Source organism: Serpentinicella alkaliphila (genome assembly GCF_018141405.1).
GTDB classification, from domain to species: Bacteria; Bacillota; Clostridia; order Peptostreptococcales; family Natronincolaceae; genus Serpentinicella; species Serpentinicella alkaliphila.
Window position 1 is genome coordinate 1,786,179 of the sequence record NZ_CP058648.1, and the last position, 20,194, is coordinate 1,806,372.

Consider the following 20,194-nt stretch of genomic DNA (forward strand, 5'->3'; position numbering starts at 1 on the left):
ATAAAATTTGCTTTAATATATATATTGTATGAGAGTGTATTTTTTGAAAGTGGAGTTATTACAAGAATTTACTTTAAAGGACGGGTGGACTGTGAAAGACGAAAAAGACTATAGAATATTTCTAAAAGGTTTTATTGATACAATGCCCTTAGGGATAAGTACATTAATATATGGTGTTGTATACGGAGTGATGGCAAGTAAAGCAGGACTTAGCATATTTGAAACTATAGGAATGTCCGCTTTTATATTTGTTGGAGCATCCCAAATGACAGCTGTTCAGATGATTGCCATTGGAAGTAGTCCAATTTCAATAATAATAACTGTACTTATTATAAATTTAAGACATTTATTACTTGCTGCTTCAATATCACCTTACTTAAAAGATGTATCAAAAAAGATGAAGATGATCAATGCTTTTTTAATGACAGATGAAAGTTATGCTGTAACATATAGTCACTTTCAGACAAATAAGCCCTCAAGCATATATTTTTTAGGTAGTGGTATAAATATATATATATTATGGGGCTCAGCGGGCGTAATAGGTTTCTTTTTTGGAAATATCATTTCACCTCAGTTAAATTATATTTTTGATTTTGCTTTTGTAGCGGCATTTATAGGGATGATAGTACCTATGATTAAAGATTTTCCGACTGTCGCTACTGTAGTTACATCAGCAGTTGTTTCAATAACTGGGAGTCAATTAATTACAGGAAAATGGTATATAATTATAGCTGCCTTACTAGCAAGTACAGCAGGATACATTGTATCAGAACTTAAATCAAAGGTAGAGGCAAATAGGGTAATTAAAGGAGGTATTGATTGTGAGCATTAAAATGCTAATTATAATATTAGGGGCTGGATTTGTAACGTACTGTACAAGGTTTCCACTAATTTTAGCTACAAGTAAAGGTGAAATTAATCCTGGGTTAAAAAAGTTTATGAGCTTCATTGCACCTGCAGTTCTAACATCTTTAATTATTCCAGCCATTTTTATAAGAGAAGGAAATATCGACATATCTTTAACCAACAATTATATAATTGCTTCTGTAATAACTGTAATAACAGCATATTTTTCAAAAAATATGCTGTTGTCTGTAATAGTTGGTATTTGTACTGTAGCTATTCTTATGTTTATTAGTTAGTATAATTATTATGAAAAGTTAATCTTAATTAATATAAATAGGACTCAAGACTATTATTAGTAGACTTGAGTTCTATTATAATTTATTGCATTTTGAAAATTTGTTGGTTTTAAGTATTCAATTCTTTTACTTAATAACATAACTAACATTGAATTAAGTGTATTTAATGTCTTTGCATAGTAGGGATTGAATGGGATAAAAATTGCTAATAAGCCAAATCCAATGTTATATGATTTGGAAAATTTAAAATGACTATTTATTGCCATTTCAGATTTATTTGAAAGAATTATAAAATCCCGTAGTTTAAGTAGGTCATCATCAAATAGAACACAATCAGAGTATAACTTAACTTTATCAGAGCATTCATGCATTATACCTACACTTACATCAGCATTCTTCATGGCTTCTAAGTCATTTACTCCATCACCTACCATCATAACAGTATCATAACCTTTTATCTTTTGAATCACGTTACCTTTATCATATCGGCTACAATTACTATAAATATTTTTAATATCTAGTTCTTTAGCGATTTCCGTAGCTCTATTAAAGTTATCGCCTGTTAAAAGCGAGAGGTTGCCGATTCCTAGGCTTTTTAACGAACTAATTAATGCTTTAGCTTCTGCTCTAACAGTATCTTTAGGAAGCTTAAGCTCACTACTTAAAGTTTTACATCCTATTTGTGTGAGCGTTCCAGTTTTATCAAAGGCCATATGCTCAATATTTGCTACCTTCTCAATTACATTTGGATTCCGTAAAAATATTCTATTTTTACCTAGTAAATGTAAATAGCTATTCATACCTGCATTGACTGCTAGTTCTGAAGCAGTTGGACAGAGTAAAAGCATAATAGATAGTGCACTTAAAAAATCACCTGTTGTTAAATATTTAAACATGGCTAATACAATAGAGATCGGGCCTATAGTTTCTTGATATCTAACCACCCTTTCTTGCAGATGTAGGGGCTCAAATGATTTATTTAAGTTGTCAATATTAATAGGAAGCTCCATAACTTCTAATCGAATACTACCACTAATTATTTTTTCACCTTCAAAGACCTTATGATTGTACTCTTTATTTCTAACAATAATTTGTCCAGTACCAAAGACTTCGTCAATAGCTGCGGCGCCTTCTAAAATAACGCCATCCGCTGGAATGAATTCTCCCTCATTTAAATAAATAATGTCTCCAATTCTTAAGGAGCTAGTAGGAATAAATAGTTCCAATCCCTCTTTAGTTGTTGTTCTAACCATATATGAATTATCTAGTATAGTTTGGTTTATTAATTTGAGATATTCTACTTCAGTTGAGTATCTCAAATAATCGTTCATATATTTAAGACATAGTAATAAGCAGCCAGTACCATCTTCTCTTAGGAAGATTAGTGCCATAGCAGTAACCTTTAATAAAATGTCTGAAAACACAGGAGTTTTAGAAGAAATACCTTTAAAAAGCCTTCTTAGTAGGGGATAACCTTCAATTGTAGTAATAGCAGAGGCAGCTATTAATAATCGTACATTTCTACTAATAGAAAACCTACCAAATATGGAAGTCTTCAATTTAAATAGTAAATAAAGAACACCATAAAAGAAGAGTCTATTTTTTGACTTCTTTAAATTATTTATTGCAGTCAAATAAGACTCCTCGTATTGTAGGAGATTTGTCTTTTTATTTTTTAATTTAACAATATCCCTTATTCGATACTCAAGATTTTGTTTGCTTAATTTATTAGAGTCATAAATTATAAGAACTGATGAGGTATGATGATTAACCTTAGTATATTTTACCCCCACCAGCTTCTCTAGTGAAACATGGATATAATTAGCTATTTCTTTATTCAAAATTTCAGGAAGCCTATATCTAACTCTTCCTGGTAGGGTACTAATTTCTTGCAAAATAAACACCTCTATTAGATATTTAAATTTTTACTATAATTATCAACTTTATGTTGTAATTCCTTTGCTTTATTACGTAGATGAATTATTTTTTGATGAATTTCATCATATTCACATTTCTCAACTTCTTCATTATTGTTTTTTCTGTGCTCCTGGTGTACCACAAAAAATACTGCCACTAAGCCAAGTAAAAGGATAGTTCTTTTTTTCATTTTATTTTGTTGCCTCACTTTCAATAGGAAAACAAAACAATTAAAATCTTTTAAACATAAAATGTTTAATCAGGTTTTTAGCTAATTTATCATTTCCGGTTGATTCCGCTTCTTTGAAGAAATAATCACTTATTTGCTTTCCATGGTAGAATAATAATTCAATTAATTCCTCTTCTAACTCTGGTCTTTCATTTAAGGATTTTATGCTTAGATCTATTGTCTCCTTAATAATGTCTTCAGCTTTACTTAAATTTGCCTTAATATTTGCTATAGAGTTATTTGTTTCATAAGTCATTAAAAAGTACTCCTTTATAATTATCAGTATAATTTTGTAATAAATATATTTGAATAAGAAGATTTAGTCCATATATCATCAGGGCTGTAATAGGGTGCAATTGAATAAATGGAATCATCAATAAAGCAATTGAATTAATTGTGAGTGCTATAGTATGGGAACGATTTATCAACTCTTCACCAATCTGACTTAATCTAAAAAGTTTAGGAATTTGATTCAAATCCTCTTCTAGTATCGAAATATTAGTGCTGGAATTTTGGGAATTTTCTTTATTTAATATATTTATACTTATGTTTTGATTAAGCTTCTTAAAATTCCCAAGGGTATTTATATATCCTATGGCAGTAATATTTTCTTTAGATTTACCTATAGTATGGATTACGTTGTTACTTTCCTCATAAATATTATTTATTGTTAAATAATCAGATAGGATCTCTACTTCATGGTTCTTCTGCTTAGTTAAAATACCAAATTTCAAAACTCCATATTTTCTAAAATCCTTAATAAAGTCTTTACCATTAAAATTAACTCGATATTTTATTTTTATGAAACTATAATCTTCCTGAGAAGTTGTATTACTGAAATCTAAAGAGCTATTTATTTCATCAAGTAAAACTTTATCTTCAATTAAAACTTTATTTGTTCTAGCTAATAATTTGATCGTCTTAAGATTATCTACATAAATATTCAATCCTTTAGCTAAAGCGGAGACATAGGAATAGCCTATTGATGTTATTGCAAAGAAAATTCCAGGGTAACTTAAAATACTAAGAGATAGTAAACTTACTGGAACAGTATTTATTGCTAAACCAATAATGCCCGCAGTCAATCCTAATCTAAGTAAAGATTTAGATAGATTATATTCATTTGAATACATTTGCTCTGAGTATTTCCTCTTTATTAGATTTAAAGGATTAAAAGCCGGTAAGATCTCTTTTAATAGCTTATTTGTTTCAAAATTTCTAATGTTATTAGTGAATTCTTCCTTTGAAGATTTCATTAGATGTTTAATAACTTCATCTTCAGTTAAGAACTCTTCCTCATAATAAATTAAAGTGTTGCCCGTATGCTTATTATAGATAACGTTTTTTATACCTTTAACTTTTTGAAATATAATTAGTATAGAGTTTTCAAATATATTTTGATTACATAATTTATTTGTATTAAGTCTAATTCTGCCTGGTATCGAAGAAATAACTTCTATTTTATCTATAGCACAATTTATCATAACTATTCACTATACTCGGGATCATGTCGTCTTCTTCTATTATTTTCATATTGAGCCTCTGCAACTATATCTTCAATACCTTCTTTTGCCATAGAAACATGTTTAATTGCTGCATCAGTTACCATTAAAACAGAACCTACTGTTTTAATGGCAGTTCTTCTTAGAATATTTCCTCTATTTTTCATAGATTTTCTTTCACGTTCTGACATCATATTTAATTTACTTGTAATTTCCTGTAAGCTTTTATTCATTTCTGTAAATTCTCTTTGTGAAGACATCATACTATCTTTTAATTTATTTAATTGATCGTCCTTTTCTTTCAAGCTTTTAAATTCTTTCATCAGACTAGAATATTGATTTTTAAGCTCTTGTAATTCTTTTTCTATTTTTTGTTGTTCTAAAGTAGAGTTATTTTTAGTTTCATCCATAATAAAGTCTCCTTTTCTATTTCTTATTTAGTATTTTTAACTAATTTAAAGTATATTATTCAATTGTAAATAGGAACTTAATGCTCTAATTACTATAATATTTCACGTAAAAAAACAAGGATCATAAGCCTTGTTTTAGAGTTTCAATATTATATTTTTTTCGAAATTTAACATATTTATTCCTATAAGATAAAAAAAATTTAAAAATTATGCAATAAAATAGTTGTTAGATTTTGGTATATTATGTTGAATATATAAAATGTTCTCAATAGTTTTTTCTACTATATGATTTCTTAAATCAGTCTTTAAATTTATTAATAGACCTTGTAGCTGATGAAATAGCTTTTCTTGATGAACATCGACTTGATTTTTATAGCTATTATTTCCCAATATTTTATCAGAAATGTTTATTTTTTTCATTAGCAGATGAGCTGGTTTATATGGACATATATTTTTAAAAGCCTTATTAAAAATAGTTTTTAAAGTTCTTTCACAAGCCTTCGTTATGTTTTGAGTAACCTTATATATTTCTAAGGTATCATTTAGACATTGGCAAATTTGTTGACCAGAATAGTCATAAGTAAACATATTATCATCTGTAATATAGCAGCCTAAGTATTTTGCAATTTCTGTATTCACTTTAATAACTATATTATTAATATTGTGTTCTATTTCATCCTTAGAAATTATCATGCTTTCAAAGGTATTTAAATTAAAATTTCTGCTATCCTTAGATATCATTACTGAGTACCCGTAGGCAGCCTTAGAACAACCAGAAAAGAACATTTCTAGATGCTCATCGATAATAGCAATACATTTTTTTTCTATATAGTTATCTTCATTTAAAATGTGTCCATATTTGTTAACCATATAAGTGCCCCCTAATCTTGATAACAATTATCATTATTATACCATAATTAATCTAATTGTAAAATTAAAATTTCGTTAAATTATTGTAAAGATTATCACATGAAAATGGAATATAATTTGAATTTTAAGCAAATAACTAATGCAGTATTTATTTTAAAATAGTAGGGATGGGTGAAATTTAAATGCTTCAAGCTTTAAAGGATGTTGTGCAAAAGGGAGAAGAAACATTAACTTATAAGAGAACTAGAATATCAGTTGAAAAAATATATAAGGATGAAATTTTTTCCATTAAACTATCTAATTCATGAGTTATGCAGTTCGTGTAAATAAATGTAAATAAGACTGATGTATCGTATATTATAATATACTAAAAAATATTTTTGTTTTATATGTCTTGAAATAGCAAAAAAGACTTGACTTTTTAAACCCGCCCCAATAATCAAAGTGAATGGTATTAATAGCCATTACTCTTGATGAATGGGTGATAAATATGACTCTTGGGAAACCGAAATATAGAAATTTACAACAAGGAAATGGGGGCGGAACGCCAGTTTTAAAAGCAATTTGGGATAAATTTGATTTTTCACTTCTGCTTACGCAATCGGGTATTGTAAAACGTAATGGTGTACCCACTTGGCTTATTGCTTTTGCTTATGTGGTAGGACTTATTGCTAATAAAAATTCTGTCTCACGTATTTCTGATTATGCTACTAAGGATAGCTTATTACAACCGATGTTTCGGAATCTTAAAATGGCTCAATATACCTTTAGCCGCTTTTTTACAACTGATTATAATTGGGGTTTATTTAGTTTTAAAAGAGTACAAAGACTACAACAAGAAGAAGAAACTGCATTTACTGAAAGAGATGTTATTGTACTTGATGATACAAAGGTGGCTCATGCCCATGGAAAGAAAATCCCTTTCCTTTGTTGGTTATATGATAGCTCCATTAAAATAAATATCTGGTGTATGAATATAGTTGCTACAACTGTTGTATTAAAGAACGGACTTAAATATCCATTGTTTTGGCGTATTTGGCGTAAGGTAGAAAATAGCGATGAAAAACAGACAAAAATAGATCTTTCAAAAGAAATGCTAATGGATATTCGCCGGATTTACACAGGGGTACTATGGGTTGCCATGGACCCGGTTTTTATGCAAAGACTTTTTAATTGGCTCACAGATCATCAATATGATTGGGTTACTAAGGCAAAACGTAATACAGCACTTTATCGAAAAGAAATTGAGAATATTACAGGCCGAGAACGCTTTATCCCTGTAAAGCCTTCAATGCTTATTAAAGAAGTTTTTTTCAAACTTCTTATTAGTAGTGCCAAAGATAAAGTAAGTGCTATATCCATACCTAATATTTATATCAAGTTACCCTACCGTTTAGTTGGAAAGCAGGGTAAAGTAGTAACTAAGTATCGTTATACGCCTATTGCAAAAGCAGTTGTAGCTACAAGACTCAAAGAAGATACTGAAATGATGAAGGATGAATTTGAGAAAAACAAAGAGGTTGCGGCTACATATCGTGGGGCTTACCTTTTGATTAGTAATAGGGTCGATAATCCTGAAGAAGCTTTAGATGCATATATTAAGCGTTGGAGCATTGAGGTTTTTTTTAGAACTGCAAAACAAGAACTGGGGTTGAATTCTTGCCACTCAACGTCGGAAAGTCATCATTACGCCCATATTGAGCTCATTTTTACAGCAGAAACTTTACTTGTCTATGCAAGATGGGAACTCAATAATAAAGGCGCTGAAGAAGGCTTCACCCACGGCGAAATGGTCCGAAACTTTTTCAACGCCACATACCGTATCGTTATAAAAGCACAGCAATGCTTTCAAACTATACAAGTACATTTTGACACAGAAGTTAGGCAATTTGCAAGACTTATTGATAAATTTTGGCCGAAGAATTTATTGTTAGGTTGGTTTACTGTGCAAAATTCCCAGTATATGGAGTCAACTGCATAACTCATGTCTAATTATATTTCATCTTTACATGGTGTTGAGATGGCTAAGGGAAATCCTGCAACTGGAAGAATTCTGGTTATATTTGATGAAAAACATATACTCGAAGAAACTATAGAGGATGAGATTGATAATTTTATTAATGGTGAAAACAGAAAACAAAAAGAACCTTTGCTAAAAAGGCTTACAAATGTTTCTGGTAATAAGGACATTAATAGAAATGTTAGCTCAATTAATTCCTCATATCCATTTCACGCTATGAATGCAGCCCATATAGAGAAGATATTAAAAACAGATTTTAAGAAGGGTTTATCATCTAAATTCATCGAAGAAAAGTATAGAAAGTATGGTTTAAATGAAATAACAAAAGAAAAGAAAAATGGCTTTTTCTCTTATTTACGTGAGGGATTAAAAGATATCTGTGTGAAGGTTTTACTAGCCTCTAGTGTAGTCTCACTTTTTTTAGGTCAATTTCTTGAAGCTGTAGCCCTAGGTAGTATTGTACTTTTTCAGGTTGGTCTTGGGGCAGTTCAAAAATCAAAGTCTGAAATATCTTTAGATGCACTACAAAATATGTTAGTGCAGAAGTCTACAGTAATTAGAAATGGAATAAAACAAGAAATTGATGCGAAATATCTAGTGCCTGGAGATATAATACAACTAAAATCAGGGGATAAAGTACCAGCAGATGCAAGAATATTATCATGTCAGGATCTAAAGATAAACGAATCCTCCTTGACAGGAGAATCTGTAGGAGTTTATAAAAATAATAAGAGTTGTAAATTAGATACTGATGTCGGTAGTAGACATAACATGTTGTATATGGGGACTACAGTTTTATCAGGTGTAGTAAGAGCTGTGGTTGTTAGTACTGGAAGAAGTACTGAAATAGGAAAAATTGCAAATATGTTAGATACAATTACCGAAGAATCAACTCAGTTAGAAAATATGGCTGAAAGCTTTATTACTAAGCTAATAAAAGCATATTTAATATTTTTTGGTATATTTAGTAGCATTGCCTTATTATCCGGTAGAGGTTTTGCGCAGGTTTTAATGATGGGCGTAACATTTTTCCTAGGGGCCATTCCTGAAGGACTCCCTGTTACCGTGACTACATGTATGGTATTAAGTGTACGGCGTATGGCTAAGAAAAATGCAATAGTTAGACGAATGAGTGCTGTTGAAAATCTAGGTAAAGCTAATGTTATTTGCTGTGATAAAACCGGTACCCTAACATTAAATGAAATGACTGTTAGAGAGATTTATACTAATGGATGTGTATATAAAGTAACGGGTAGTGGGTACAGTCCAATTGGAAATATAGAACCTATTGAGGAAGTAGACAAAGATTGGGTTGGACTAGATGAACTACTTAAAACTGGAGTGCTGTGTAACAATGCTACTTTAGTAAAGAAGAAAGATAAATGGGAAATAGAGGGGGATCCAACTGAAGGGGCACTGTTAACAGTTGCTGGTAAAAGGAATATTTCAACGGAGTTATTAAAGAATAATTTTGATTGTGTTAAGGAAGTACCCTTTGAGAGTAAAAGAATGTATATGCTATCCGTAGTACACAATAAAGAAGATGATGATTACAGGGTATATTGCAAAGGCTCAATCGATAAGGTTTTAGAAAAGTGTAGTTTTATTTATGAAAATGGCTTAGAGAGATTACTTACTAAAGTCGATAAGGAAAAAATCGTAAATCATTGTAATGAGATGGCAAGTAAAGGACTTAGAACTTTATCTTTTTCGTGTAAAAAATTACAGCATCAAGAAGATGATACAACTAAAGATTTCGTTTTCCTAGGTTTCGTCGGTATGGAAGACCCCCCAAGAGAAGGTGTAAAAGAGTCTATAAAAAAATGTTCTAAAGCTGGAATAAAGGTAATTATGATTACTGGTGACCATATAGAAACAGCTAGAGCCATTGGAAAAAATTTAAATATATTGACAAACGGATTAGTAATTACGGGTAATGACTTAGAGCGAATGAGTGATGGGGAACTTGAAAGAACTATTAATGATGTTCAGGTTTTTGCAAGAACAAATCCAGAGCAAAAATACAGAATTGTTAAGGCATTAAAAAGATTAGGACATACAGTTGCTATGACAGGTGATGGTGTAAATGACGCTCCAGCAATAAAGGAAGCACATATAGGTATTGCAATGGGAATGAATGGTAGTGATGTTGCTAGGGATGCGGCATGTATCACCTTAGTAGACGATGATTTTTCGACAATTGTAGCTGCTATTGAAGAGGGTAGAAGCGTTATACAAAATATTAGGAGTACATTAAAGTACTTGTTCGCTGGGGCCATAGGGGAAATGCTTACTATTTTCTTTGCTTTTGTTTTAGGTTTACCTGCACCATTTTTGGCAGTACAAATGATTTGGATTAACTTAATTTCTGAGACATTACTTGGTTCTTCACTGGCTGTGGAGTCTCCATCTGATAATATTTTGCTTAATACTAGTATAATAAATAAAGATTCTTTATTTGATAAGCAACTTAGAAATAAAATATTTAGAAGAGGTTTAAGTATTGGATTAAGTACATTTGCAATATTTAAAGGCTCCATATTATTTGGGGCTAGTTTGGCAAAAGCAAAGACCCTTGCATTTAGTAACTTTATATTGTGTCAATTAATCAACGTATATGACAGTAGATTTAGTAAAGATAGAAAACCTAGTAAATATATGAATATAATGGCTGGAATATCTCTACTTTCCCTAATTGGGATACTATACATTCCACTATTAAATTCAATATTTGGAACAGTACCATTAGATATTATTAGTCTGTCTGGTTTAGTCGGTACTGTACTATTGAGTAGAATATAGGCTCACTGTTAGTTGTACTTAGTATTAAAGTACAACTACAGTGAGTTTTTTCATATATATAATTAATGAAACTTATAATACTAACAAGATTAGTTAGCTTTTGACAAATTAATGTCTTAGATCTATAATTTAAGTGAAGAAAAATATATTTGTTTAAAAAAGGAGAATGATGATTTTATGTTAATTAATAGATTATTAGCTGAGATTGTATTTGTTTGGGAGGTAAATACAATTTAAGCTATGTATTGACTCCCATAGGTTAGGTTTATATATAATCTTAGGAGGGTAAAAATGAGCAAAATAGATATGAAAGAATTAGGTCTCAGTGAGGGATTTTTAAACGAAGCTACTTTATATACCGATCTTTATATAGGACGAATAATTTCTCAGTACAGAAATCTATATAGGGTTGTAACTGAAAATGGCGAAATGACAGCTGAAATCTCAGGGAAATTTAGATTCGATGTGAAAGCTATAACAGATTATCCTGCTGTTGGTGATTTTGTTATGCTTGACAGAAATACTGATACCAATGGGAATGCTATAATACAAAAAGTATTATCTAGAAAAAGTGCTTTTATTAGAAGGGCAGCGGGTACATCCCATGATGAACAGATTGTAGCGTCAAATATAGATACGGTTTTTATTTGTATGTCACTAAATAATGATTTTAATCTTCGTAGAGTTGAACGGTATTTAGGAATTTCTTGGGATAGTGGAGCTAATCCAGTGATAGTATTAACAAAATCAGATTTGTGTAAGGATATTGCTAATAAAACTTCCGAACTCAGTAAAATTGCTTATGGGGTTGATATTGTAATAACTTCTAGTATGGATAAAGAAGGTTATTTAGCAATTAAAGATTATCTAGGATATGGAAAAACTGTTGCATTTATAGGTTCATCTGGTGTAGGAAAATCCACTTTAATTAACAAGCTACTAGGCGTAGATACCCTTGAAACTAGAGAAATAGGAGATGATGATAAAGGAAGACATACAACAACTAGGAGAGAAATTTTTCTTACGCCATTTGGGGGTGTTGTAATAGATACTCCTGGAATGCGAGAACTCGGTATTGATAGAATTGATTTATCTAAAGCGTTTATGGATATAGATGAATTGACAATGAAATGTAGGTTTAGTGATTGTACTCATATTAATGAGCCGGGATGTGAGGTGCAAAAAGCTATCCTTAGCGGTTTATTAAGTGAGGAAAGACTCTTAAGCTACTTAAAATTAGAAAAAGAAGCGAAATATACTGGTTTAAATAGTAAGGAAATAGAAAAAGAAAAAATATCAACAATGTTTAAAGAGGTTGGGGGCATGAAAAATGCACGAAAACTGATAAAGGAAAAGAATAAAAGAAGATAATTGTAAAATAGTACCTCATGGTTGTTTGGAGGTACTATTTTATATTAGTTGTACTACACATTATAGAGAATAATTGTTAATTAAAGCTCATTTATATATATGAAAATTATATTAGCTTTATATAGTCTTTTAAATATTTTATATTCCTCATGTAGTTCCCGCCTAGTAATAAAGATACTAGTGAAAAACTCCCATAGAAATACCCAACCGCCAATAAAAATACCCTCATGAAGTATGTTGCTAAAGATTGTCATCGTACCCCTAAAAAAGAAATATCCGATACTAAGCATAAATACAGAGAAAAGGAGATAGAATATTGTTTTTTCATAGAGGATACTTTTACGTTTATCGAGTCTATCTAAAGCATAGGCGTAGTAATTTTTATAGGCAGAAATTAATGTTGCCTCTTTCTGCTCATCTTTTTTTGATTCAGGCAAATATAGTACTATCTTTATGTCATGGTTAAAGGGTATATCCTGTGAAGAATTAACAACAAAATCATTAAACTCATCTTCAATATCCCTTTTTTTAAAAGGAGAGGCGTCCCAATCGTCGTAAACGTCATCATAGCTATCTAAAGAAACTTCTATTAAATATGTATTTGACAATTCATCGTATTTGTATAGATGCTGAAAATACCTTTTTTTTCTCATATTATCACCCTTATGTAAAGATATAGAATGCCAACTTATTAAATCCTCTTAATATTATGATTATAATATAGAAAAGGTAAACAAAATATATAAATCTATTTAAAAATATATTAACATTTGAATAACTATATGTAAATTTATGTATTGAAAAAATTATTATTTTGAGTCTCTTTAGAGTTTTATTTGGAGTATTACAGCCTTTGTGTATAATATATTTGACATTATGGAGCATATATTATATCATTAGTATATAGTAATAAAGAGTGGGTGGTAAATTGAGTAAAAATTTAAGATTGAAGGCTGCAAGGGCATTAAAAGATATGTCTCAAAAAGGTTTAGCTGACGCAGTAGGGGTAACAAGACAAACTATAAATGCAATAGAAAACGGTGATTATAATCCAACTATAAAATTATGTATATCAATATGTAGAGTATTAGGTAAAACATTAAATGATATTTTTTGGGAGGATGAAGTTAATGAATAAAAATGGATTAGATGAAATGCAAATTATGATTAAGAATAAAATAGGGAGTCAAACGTTTTTGCTTTTAATGTATCTGCTGCTATTAGATGCAGGGTTATTTGGATTTGGTTTTAAATGGATTAACTACCCTGCCAATATTATGCTTATAATTTCGTTTTGTTCAGGTATTTATGTAGTTAGATTAATAAGTGCAAATGCCTACATAGGTCCATCTAATAAGAAAGAAAGACCGGTTCTGAAAGTATTGCTAAATATGGTGATTGGGACCTTTTCTTCAATAATAATTATAATTTTTCTAAAAAATATAAATACTATTGATAGTCAGCATATAGATGAAGGGACAGCACCTATTTTGTTTATAACTGCAGCAATAGGTATATTAATCTCTAGCATAACAGCGATAATAAAAAGAAAACAAAATAAAGAAAATGAAGAGTAAAATTTAATGGAGAAGGTTTTTTATTGACAAGTGTAAATTTTTATATTAAAATAAAACAAGTTCTAAGAGGGAGTAGCTATGGCTTAGGCCAAAATAAAATCAACATACTGGAGAAATCCTGGTTTTATTTACTTTAATTTTGAATTAAAGGAGCGAGACTTTTAGATTAATAGACCATTGCATATGGTGTATTAATCTATTTGTCTCGTTTTTATTTTGTAAAAATATACAAATAAAACTTTGGATTGAATACTGCTAACTGTTTAATAATAAATAATAATATAGTTGAGGTGGGATAACTTGCAAGAATTACTAAAGGCATTTATATTTATTTTTATTGCAGAAATGGGAGACAAAACTCAAATACTAGCAATGGCATTTGCTACTAAGTTTCCTGTAAAGAAGGTTTTATTTGGTATATTTCTAGGATCATTTTTTAATCATGGATTAGCAGTTATTTTAGGTAATTATATTTCAGATTTTATTCCGATTAATACTATTCAAATTGTTGCTGGATTAGCCTTTATCGGCTTCTCTTTTTGGACATTAAAGTTAGATGAAGAAGATGATGATGATGAGGAAAATGTAGAGAAGAAAAATATGCTTGGACCGGTGTTAACTGTTGCCTTGGCATTTTTTGTTGGTGAGTTGGGAGACAAAACACAGCTTACAGCTATAACATTAGCAACTACTAATGTTAATCCTCTAGCTATCTTAACTGGAACAGTGTTAGGAATGACTGTTACTGGAGGAATTGGAATTATTATTGGTAAAAAGCTTGGAGATAAAATACCCGAAGTTGCTATAAAATTAGTTGCAGCGTCTGTTTTTATGTTTTTTGGATTTGCAACTCTATATCAGGCTGTGCCAGTTGAGTATTTAAGATTACAGAATTTAGGTATATTTTTCTCAGTAATATTTATTTTGATATACATTATGCTTAAACCATTCATTACTAGTATAAAACTTGGAGAAGAGTCTGCTTTTAAGAAAAAATCCAGAGAATTATTTAATTACTATAACGAAATTGGACAAAATATAGATAAAATATGTTTAGGAAAAGATACTTGTGGAGATTGTCATGGTAACAGTTGTTTAGTAGGTTTTACAAAAACTCTAATTAAAAATGGACTTGAAAAACATGAGTTATTAAAAAATGAATTTCTTCCAATAGAAGATACTTATAAAAAGCACTACAACAAAGAGCAAGTTCTAGATAGTTTATCTTTAACCATATCATTATTAAAAGATGAACCTAATAGTAATGAGTTTAAAAATATCCATGAAATTAGAAAAAAGTTAGAGACTATTTTGTTTAAGAGAAGTATTGAGCGTATGGATAATTGGGAGGAATACAAAAAATCATTATTAGAAATAGATAAAAAAAGTGCCTTGAAAATTTTCGAAATCTGTAGTACATTAGAAGACTTTTAAAAATATAATATTACATTTACAAAGAAAGCTATTTAAAAGTAGCTTTTTTTGTTTGAAGTGTGCTTTTATAAGTAGAATAGTTGAGGGCAATATCTATTCAATTTTGCAGGAGAAAAGAGTAATTTATTGAATATATAATATAGTAGAAAATATCGACAAATGAAGTTGTAGATAGATTCTGAATATTAAAGGACTAGTCTAATATGAATGGCTTACGAATAAGATATAATGATAATTTGATTGATTAATAATAGGGTTAAGGGAGGAATTACATGGATAGGTAACTGCGTAGTTAAAGTTTTAAAAGTATACAAGCTTGACTATGTAACATAGCTAGACAGTAATACATAAATGTTTATAAAATCTTTTATAAAGGACCTTTGAATTAAGCTATATTGGGTAATAAATAAATAGCTATTTATATTTAGACTAATTAAACCTCTACTGTGTACATTTGTGCTATAAATAACTCATAAGTATGAAATTTATATCACGTTGGACATTGCAAAAGTTAATTTATTAACATATACTGGAAATAAGAGGTTAGGATATCTCTTAATTAAATTTGAAAGTGTATGTTAAGACGTAAACAACTAAACTAAAATTAGGGGGAATTATTGTGGAAAATAAAAAGAATACGTGTTTTGCGGAAGATTTATCTTTACACAATAGGGATTTAGATGTAGATTCAAACGAAGAAAAGAAAAAGAAAGAGCTAGATAAAGATGAAGTTATTTTTCATAGTGAGAGAATTAATGAAATAGTTGGAGATTTAGGAGATATGATATAAAAACTAAATATAGTAGAGGGATTTAGTGATAGTAAACATTCTATTTTACTTCTTAGCAATTAATTTTTATTACAATTAATAAATATGCAAAGGAAAGAATGGGGGAATGTATAATGATCATAGGTGTTCCTAAAGAAATTATGAAGGATGAAAAGCGTGTAGCTGTAACTCCTGATACTGTGAAGAAATTTGTAAATGATGGGGCAACAATTTTAGTTCAAAGAGGTTGCGGATTAGGTGCTAACTTTATGGATGATGAATATCGTCAGGCTGGCGCTACTATTATTGATGATGTTGCTGAAATTTATAAACAATCAGATGTTATTTTGAAGGTAAAAGAACCTATATTTAATGTAGAAAAAAATATGCATGAGATAGATATGATGAATAGAGGACAATATTTAATTTCCTTTCTTCATCCCGCCAATAGCTATAACCATGAAATGGTTAGGAAGATGGCAACGAATGGTATTATAGGGCTAACCTTAGATGGGATTCCTCGTATTTCTAGAGCCCAGAGGATGGATGCACTGACATCTATGAGTACATGTGCTGGCTACAAAGGAATGATAATGGCAGCTGATACTTTATCAAAATTTGTTCCTCAGCTTTTTACTGCCGTAGGTATGCTGAAACCTGCAAATGTAATGGTTATAGGTTCAGGAGTTGCAGGGTTACAGGCAATTGCAACAGCTAAAAGACTTGGAGCTGTGGTTTATGCTGCTGATATTCGTCCTGAAGCCTGTGAGCAGGCTAAAAGCTTAGGCGCTAAGGTAATTGACTGTGGAGTACCTGCTGAAATTGCTGTAGGAAAAGGTGGATATGCAAATAGACTTCCTGAAAAATGGATTATTAAAGAAAGAGAGAGTCTAAGAGATACAATTGTAAAAATGGATATCGTTTTTTTAAGTGCTCTTATACCAGGAAAGGTAGCTCCAATAATTGTCACAGAAGATATGGTTAAAGAAATGAGTCCAGGTTCAGTAATAGTAGACGTATCTATTGATCAGGGTGGAAATTGTGAGATTACTTCACCTGGTGAAGTGGTAACTAAACATTCCGTAAGTATTCAAGGAATAAAAAATATTCCAGGTCAGCTTCCTACTACTTCAACTTGGATGTTTGCTAATAACGTTTACCATATAATTAACTATTTAACTAAAGATGGATCAATAGTTTTAGATATGAATGATGAAATAGTGGCGTCAACGATTGTTACTGATGGAGAAAAAATACTGCATCAGGGAACTAAAGAAGCCATGGGAATTGCATAAGTAAAAAAATAAAATAATTAATTACGGAGGAGAACCATGTCGTCTTTGGTATTAGTTATTATTTTTGTAATATCTTCAACTGTAGGTTATAAACTAATTAAGAATGTTCCTAGCTTACTTCATACGCCACTTATGTCAGGAATGAATGCACTTAGTGGTATAACAATAATAGGCGCCTTAACTACTGTATCTGTTATACGTTACAAATACAATCCTTATTTAGGTGGCATTATAGGTGGCTTAGCTATAATTTTAGCTATGATAAATGTTGTAGGTGGGTTTACAGTAACCCATAGAATGTTACGCATGTTTGATAAGAAGGGGGTATGATAATGGAGCCCTTAGTATATTATATTATCTGCGCCTTCTTATCAATAACTGTTCTAATAGGTATAGCACTTATGAGTAAAGTTAAAACCGCTATAATTGGTAATATACTTAGCTCTGTAGCTACGTTGATAGCAATAATAGTTACCCTATTGTATTTTGGGATTCTGTCGGATAAGTGGACAATTTATACAATTTTTGTTTGTCTATTTGTAGGGAGTATTATTGGATTAATATTAGCTCAGAAAGTTAAAATGATTCAAATGCCTCAATTAGTTGCTACTCTAAATGGAGTTGGAGGTGCCGCATCTGCACTTGTAGGAGGTGCTGCAATTTTTTCAGCTAATGCAACTTTTGAGTTAGCTACTGCTACACTAGCTCTTTTTGTAGGTACACTAACTTTTACGGGTAGTTTAATTGCTGCGGGCAAGTTGGCAAATATTATAGATGGTAGGCCGGTAGTTTGGAAGGGGCATACGGCTTTAATGTCTACATCTATTAGTCTATTATTATTTATATTAATTGCATTTTTATTTTTTAACCCGCCTATGTTGCTTACAACTATAGTTGCTATCTTTATGAGCGCCTTTTTAGGTATTGGGATAGCTATAAGAGTTGGTGGGGCAGATATGCCAATAACTATTTCACTTTTAAATTCCTTTAGTGGAGTAGCAGCAGCAATTGCAGGCTTGGCCATTAATGATATTTTGCTTGTATCTATAGGTGGAATAGTTGGATCTAGTGGGTTGCTTTTAACTCAAATTATGTGTAAATCAATGAATAGTAGTCTATCTAAAATATTACAGGGAAAAACTAGTGTTTCTAAAGTAGTACACAACGAGGAAAAGAAAGCAGAGGATGTTGGGCATGTAAATGAGAAGTCTAAAGAAGTCCCAGTAGAAGAAATCCTTAGGTCAGCTAAAAAAGCCATTATAGTGCCTGGCTATGGAATGGCAATAGCTCAAGCCCAGCATTTAGTAAAACAATTGGCAGACATTTTGGAGTGTAATGGATGTGAGGTTAAATATGCGATACATCCAGTGGCAGGAAGAATGCCTGGACATATGAATGTATTGTTAGCAGAAGCGGATGTATCATATGAACAGCTATATGAAATGGAAGATATAAATGAAGAGTTCAAGGACTGCGATGTTTGTATAGTTGTAGGAGCAAATGACGTACTGAATCCAGCGGCAAGAGAGGCAGAGGGAACCCCTATATATGGAATGCCTATATTAAATGTAGATGAAGCAAAACATATAATATTTTGTAATAGTAGCTTATCCCCAGGTTATGCAGGGGTAGAGAATCCTCTGTATAAAAGAACTGAGGGTACAAGTATATTATTAGGTGATGCCAGTGAAACATTAGCAAATATCATTAAAGATATTAAAACGAATAAGCAGGAAAAAGAAGAAGTAAAGACAACGGATTCTTCTGTTGTGGAATTACTTGGTGGTGCGAAAAGGGCTATAATAGTGCCTGGCTATGGAATGGCAATAGCTCAAGCCCAGCATTTAGTAAAACAATTGGCAGACATTTTGGAGTGTAATGGATGTGAGGTTAAATATGCGATACATCCAGTGGCAGGAAGAATGCCTGGACATATGAATGTATTGTTAGCAGAAGCGGATGTATCGTATGAACAGCTATATGAAATGGAAGATATAAATGAAGAGTTCAAGGACTGCGATGTTTGTATAGTTGTAGGAGCAAATGACGTACTGAATCCAGCGGCAAGAGAGGCAGAGGGAACCCCTATATATGGAATGCCTATATTAAATGTAGATGAAGCAAAACATATAATATTTTGTAATAGTAGCTTATCCCCAGGTTATGCAGGGGTAGAGAATCCTCTGTATAAAAGAACTGAGGGTACAAGTATATTATTAGGTGATGCCAGTGAAACATTAGCAAATATCATTAAAGATATTAAAACGAATAAGCAGGAAAAAGAAGAAGTAAAGACAACGGATTCTTCTGTTGTGGAATTACTTGGTGGTGCGAAAAGGGCTATAATAGTGCCTGGCTATGGAATGGCAATAGCTCAAGCCCAGCATTTAGTAAAACAATTGGCAGACATTTTAGAGGGTAACGGATGTGAGGTTAAATATGCGATACATCCAGTGGCAGGAAGAATGCCTGGACATATGAATGTATTGTTAGCAGAAGCGGATGTATCATATGAACAGCTATATGAAATGGAAGATATAAATGAAGAGTTCAAGGACTGCGATGTTTGTATAGTTGTAGGAGCAAATGACGTACTGAATCCAGCGGCAAGAGAGGCAGAGGGAACCCCTATATATGGGATGCCTATATTAAATGTAGATGAAGCAAAACATATAATATTTTGTAATAGTAGCTTATCCCCAGGTTATGCAGGGGTAGAGAATCCTCTGTATAAAAGAACTGAGGGTATAAGTATATTATTAGGTGATGCCAGTGAAACATTAGAAAAGCTACTAGAGGAAATTAAAGTTACGTAAATTTTTAATCCAAACGTAAGTTTATTAAAATCTCTACTGA

20 protein-coding genes are annotated in these 20,194 nt (G+C 31.1%); 13 read left to right on the forward strand and 7 right to left on the reverse strand.

The window, feature by feature from the left end:
- Positions 1 to 49 precede the first annotated feature (49 nt).
- Complete coding sequence (locus HZR23_RS08955; RefSeq protein WP_243098296.1) at positions 50 to 832, forward strand: AzlC family ABC transporter permease; 783 nt, start codon at positions 50 to 52, stop codon at positions 830 to 832.
- Entirely contained in the window at positions 822 to 1,142 is a 321-nt protein-coding gene (locus HZR23_RS08960) for an AzlD domain-containing protein (RefSeq protein ID WP_132849702.1), read from the forward strand. Before HZR23_RS08955 ends, HZR23_RS08960 begins: the two co-directional genes overlap by 11 nt.
- Positions 1,143 to 1,198: 56 nt before the next feature.
- Here HZR23_RS08960 and HZR23_RS08965 read toward each other — a convergent pair whose 3' ends face one another.
- The 6 genes from HZR23_RS08965 to HZR23_RS08990 form a co-directional block, all read right to left on the reverse strand.
- Entirely contained in the window at positions 1,199 to 3,037 is a 1,839-nt protein-coding gene (locus tag HZR23_RS08965; RefSeq protein ID WP_132849701.1) for an HAD-IC family P-type ATPase, read from the reverse strand.
- A gap of 14 nt (positions 3,038 to 3,051) precedes the next feature.
- A complete protein-coding gene (locus HZR23_RS08970) occupies positions 3,052 to 3,249 on the reverse strand; it encodes a hypothetical protein (RefSeq protein WP_132849700.1) in 198 nt (65 codons plus the stop codon).
- A gap of 40 nt (positions 3,250 to 3,289) precedes the next feature.
- Positions 3,290 to 3,544 (reverse strand): hypothetical protein, encoded by a 255-nt coding sequence (locus HZR23_RS08975; RefSeq protein WP_132849699.1) that lies wholly within the window; start codon positions 3,542 to 3,544, stop codon positions 3,290 to 3,292.
- Positions 3,534 to 4,772 carry an HMA2 domain-containing protein gene (locus HZR23_RS08980; protein ID WP_132849698.1) on the reverse strand — a complete coding sequence of 413 codons (1,239 nt, stop codon included), beginning with the start codon at positions 4,770 to 4,772 and terminating at the stop codon, positions 3,534 to 3,536. Before HZR23_RS08980 ends, HZR23_RS08975 begins: the two co-directional genes overlap by 11 nt.
- Positions 4,773 to 4,774: 2 nt before the next feature.
- Positions 4,775 to 5,200, reverse strand: coding sequence for a DUF3450 domain-containing protein (locus HZR23_RS08985; protein WP_132849697.1), 426 nt, complete (start codon positions 5,198 to 5,200; stop codon positions 4,775 to 4,777).
- 207 nt (positions 5,201 to 5,407) lie between these two features.
- Entirely contained in the window at positions 5,408 to 6,070 is a 663-nt protein-coding gene (locus tag HZR23_RS08990) for a hypothetical protein (protein WP_132849696.1), read from the reverse strand.
- A gap of 182 nt (positions 6,071 to 6,252) precedes the next feature.
- On the opposite strand from HZR23_RS08990, the gene HZR23_RS17580 reads away from it, so the two are divergent.
- The 4 genes from HZR23_RS17580 (at position 6,253) to rsgA (ending at position 12,263) form a co-directional block, all read left to right on the forward strand.
- Positions 6,253 to 6,378, forward strand: coding sequence for a hypothetical protein (locus HZR23_RS17580; RefSeq protein ID WP_279229914.1), 126 nt, complete (start codon positions 6,253 to 6,255; stop codon positions 6,376 to 6,378).
- A 140-nt stretch (positions 6,379 to 6,518) separates the two neighbouring features.
- The gene (locus HZR23_RS08995; RefSeq protein WP_249536661.1) at positions 6,519 to 8,051 is read left to right on the forward strand and encodes a transposase; all 1,533 of its coding nucleotides are present in this window, start codon (positions 6,519 to 6,521) and stop codon (positions 8,049 to 8,051) included.
- A 3-nt stretch (positions 8,052 to 8,054) separates the two neighbouring features.
- Positions 8,055 to 10,892: a cation-translocating P-type ATPase gene (locus tag HZR23_RS09000; protein ID WP_243098272.1), complete on the forward strand. Its 2,838-nt coding sequence runs from the start codon at positions 8,055 to 8,057 to the stop codon at positions 10,890 to 10,892.
- Positions 10,893 to 11,183: 291 nt separating this feature from the next.
- Positions 11,184 to 12,263 carry a ribosome small subunit-dependent GTPase A gene (gene rsgA, locus HZR23_RS09005; RefSeq protein WP_132849494.1) on the forward strand — a complete coding sequence of 360 codons (1,080 nt, stop codon included), beginning with the start codon at positions 11,184 to 11,186 and terminating at the stop codon, positions 12,261 to 12,263.
- 80 nt (positions 12,264 to 12,343) lie between these two features.
- Here rsgA and HZR23_RS09010 read toward each other — a convergent pair whose 3' ends face one another.
- Positions 12,344 to 12,916 (reverse strand): hypothetical protein, encoded by a 573-nt coding sequence (locus HZR23_RS09010; RefSeq protein WP_132849495.1) that lies wholly within the window; start codon positions 12,914 to 12,916, stop codon positions 12,344 to 12,346.
- Positions 12,917 to 13,191: 275 nt separating this feature from the next.
- Between HZR23_RS09010 and HZR23_RS09015 the strand changes: the two genes are divergently transcribed.
- The 7 genes from HZR23_RS09015 (at position 13,192) to HZR23_RS09045 (ending at position 20,154) form a co-directional block, all read left to right on the forward strand.
- Complete coding sequence (locus HZR23_RS09015; protein WP_132849496.1) at positions 13,192 to 13,401, forward strand: helix-turn-helix transcriptional regulator; 210 nt, start codon at positions 13,192 to 13,194, stop codon at positions 13,399 to 13,401.
- The gene (locus HZR23_RS09020; protein ID WP_132849497.1) at positions 13,394 to 13,840 is read left to right on the forward strand and encodes a DUF6773 family protein; all 447 of its coding nucleotides are present in this window, start codon (positions 13,394 to 13,396) and stop codon (positions 13,838 to 13,840) included. Before HZR23_RS09015 ends, HZR23_RS09020 begins: the two co-directional genes overlap by 8 nt.
- Positions 13,841 to 14,140: 300 nt before the next feature.
- Complete coding sequence (locus HZR23_RS09025; RefSeq protein WP_132849498.1) at positions 14,141 to 15,274, forward strand: TMEM165/GDT1 family protein; 1,134 nt, start codon at positions 14,141 to 14,143, stop codon at positions 15,272 to 15,274.
- Between the two features lie 619 nt (positions 15,275 to 15,893).
- Positions 15,894 to 16,064, forward strand: coding sequence for a hypothetical protein (locus HZR23_RS09030; RefSeq protein WP_165913763.1), 171 nt, complete (start codon positions 15,894 to 15,896; stop codon positions 16,062 to 16,064).
- A 113-nt stretch (positions 16,065 to 16,177) separates the two neighbouring features.
- A complete protein-coding gene (locus HZR23_RS09035; RefSeq protein ID WP_132849499.1) occupies positions 16,178 to 17,338 on the forward strand; it encodes an NAD(P) transhydrogenase subunit alpha in 1,161 nt (386 codons plus the stop codon).
- Between the two features lie 36 nt (positions 17,339 to 17,374).
- On the forward strand, positions 17,375 to 17,668 hold the full coding sequence (locus HZR23_RS09040; RefSeq protein WP_132849500.1) for an NAD(P) transhydrogenase subunit alpha: 294 nt from the start codon (positions 17,375 to 17,377) through the stop codon (positions 17,666 to 17,668).
- Between the two features lie 2 nt (positions 17,669 to 17,670).
- The gene (locus HZR23_RS09045) at positions 17,671 to 20,154 is read left to right on the forward strand and encodes an NAD(P)(+) transhydrogenase (Re/Si-specific) subunit beta (protein ID WP_249536662.1); all 2,484 of its coding nucleotides are present in this window, start codon (positions 17,671 to 17,673) and stop codon (positions 20,152 to 20,154) included.
- Positions 20,155 to 20,194: the final 40 nt, after the last annotated feature.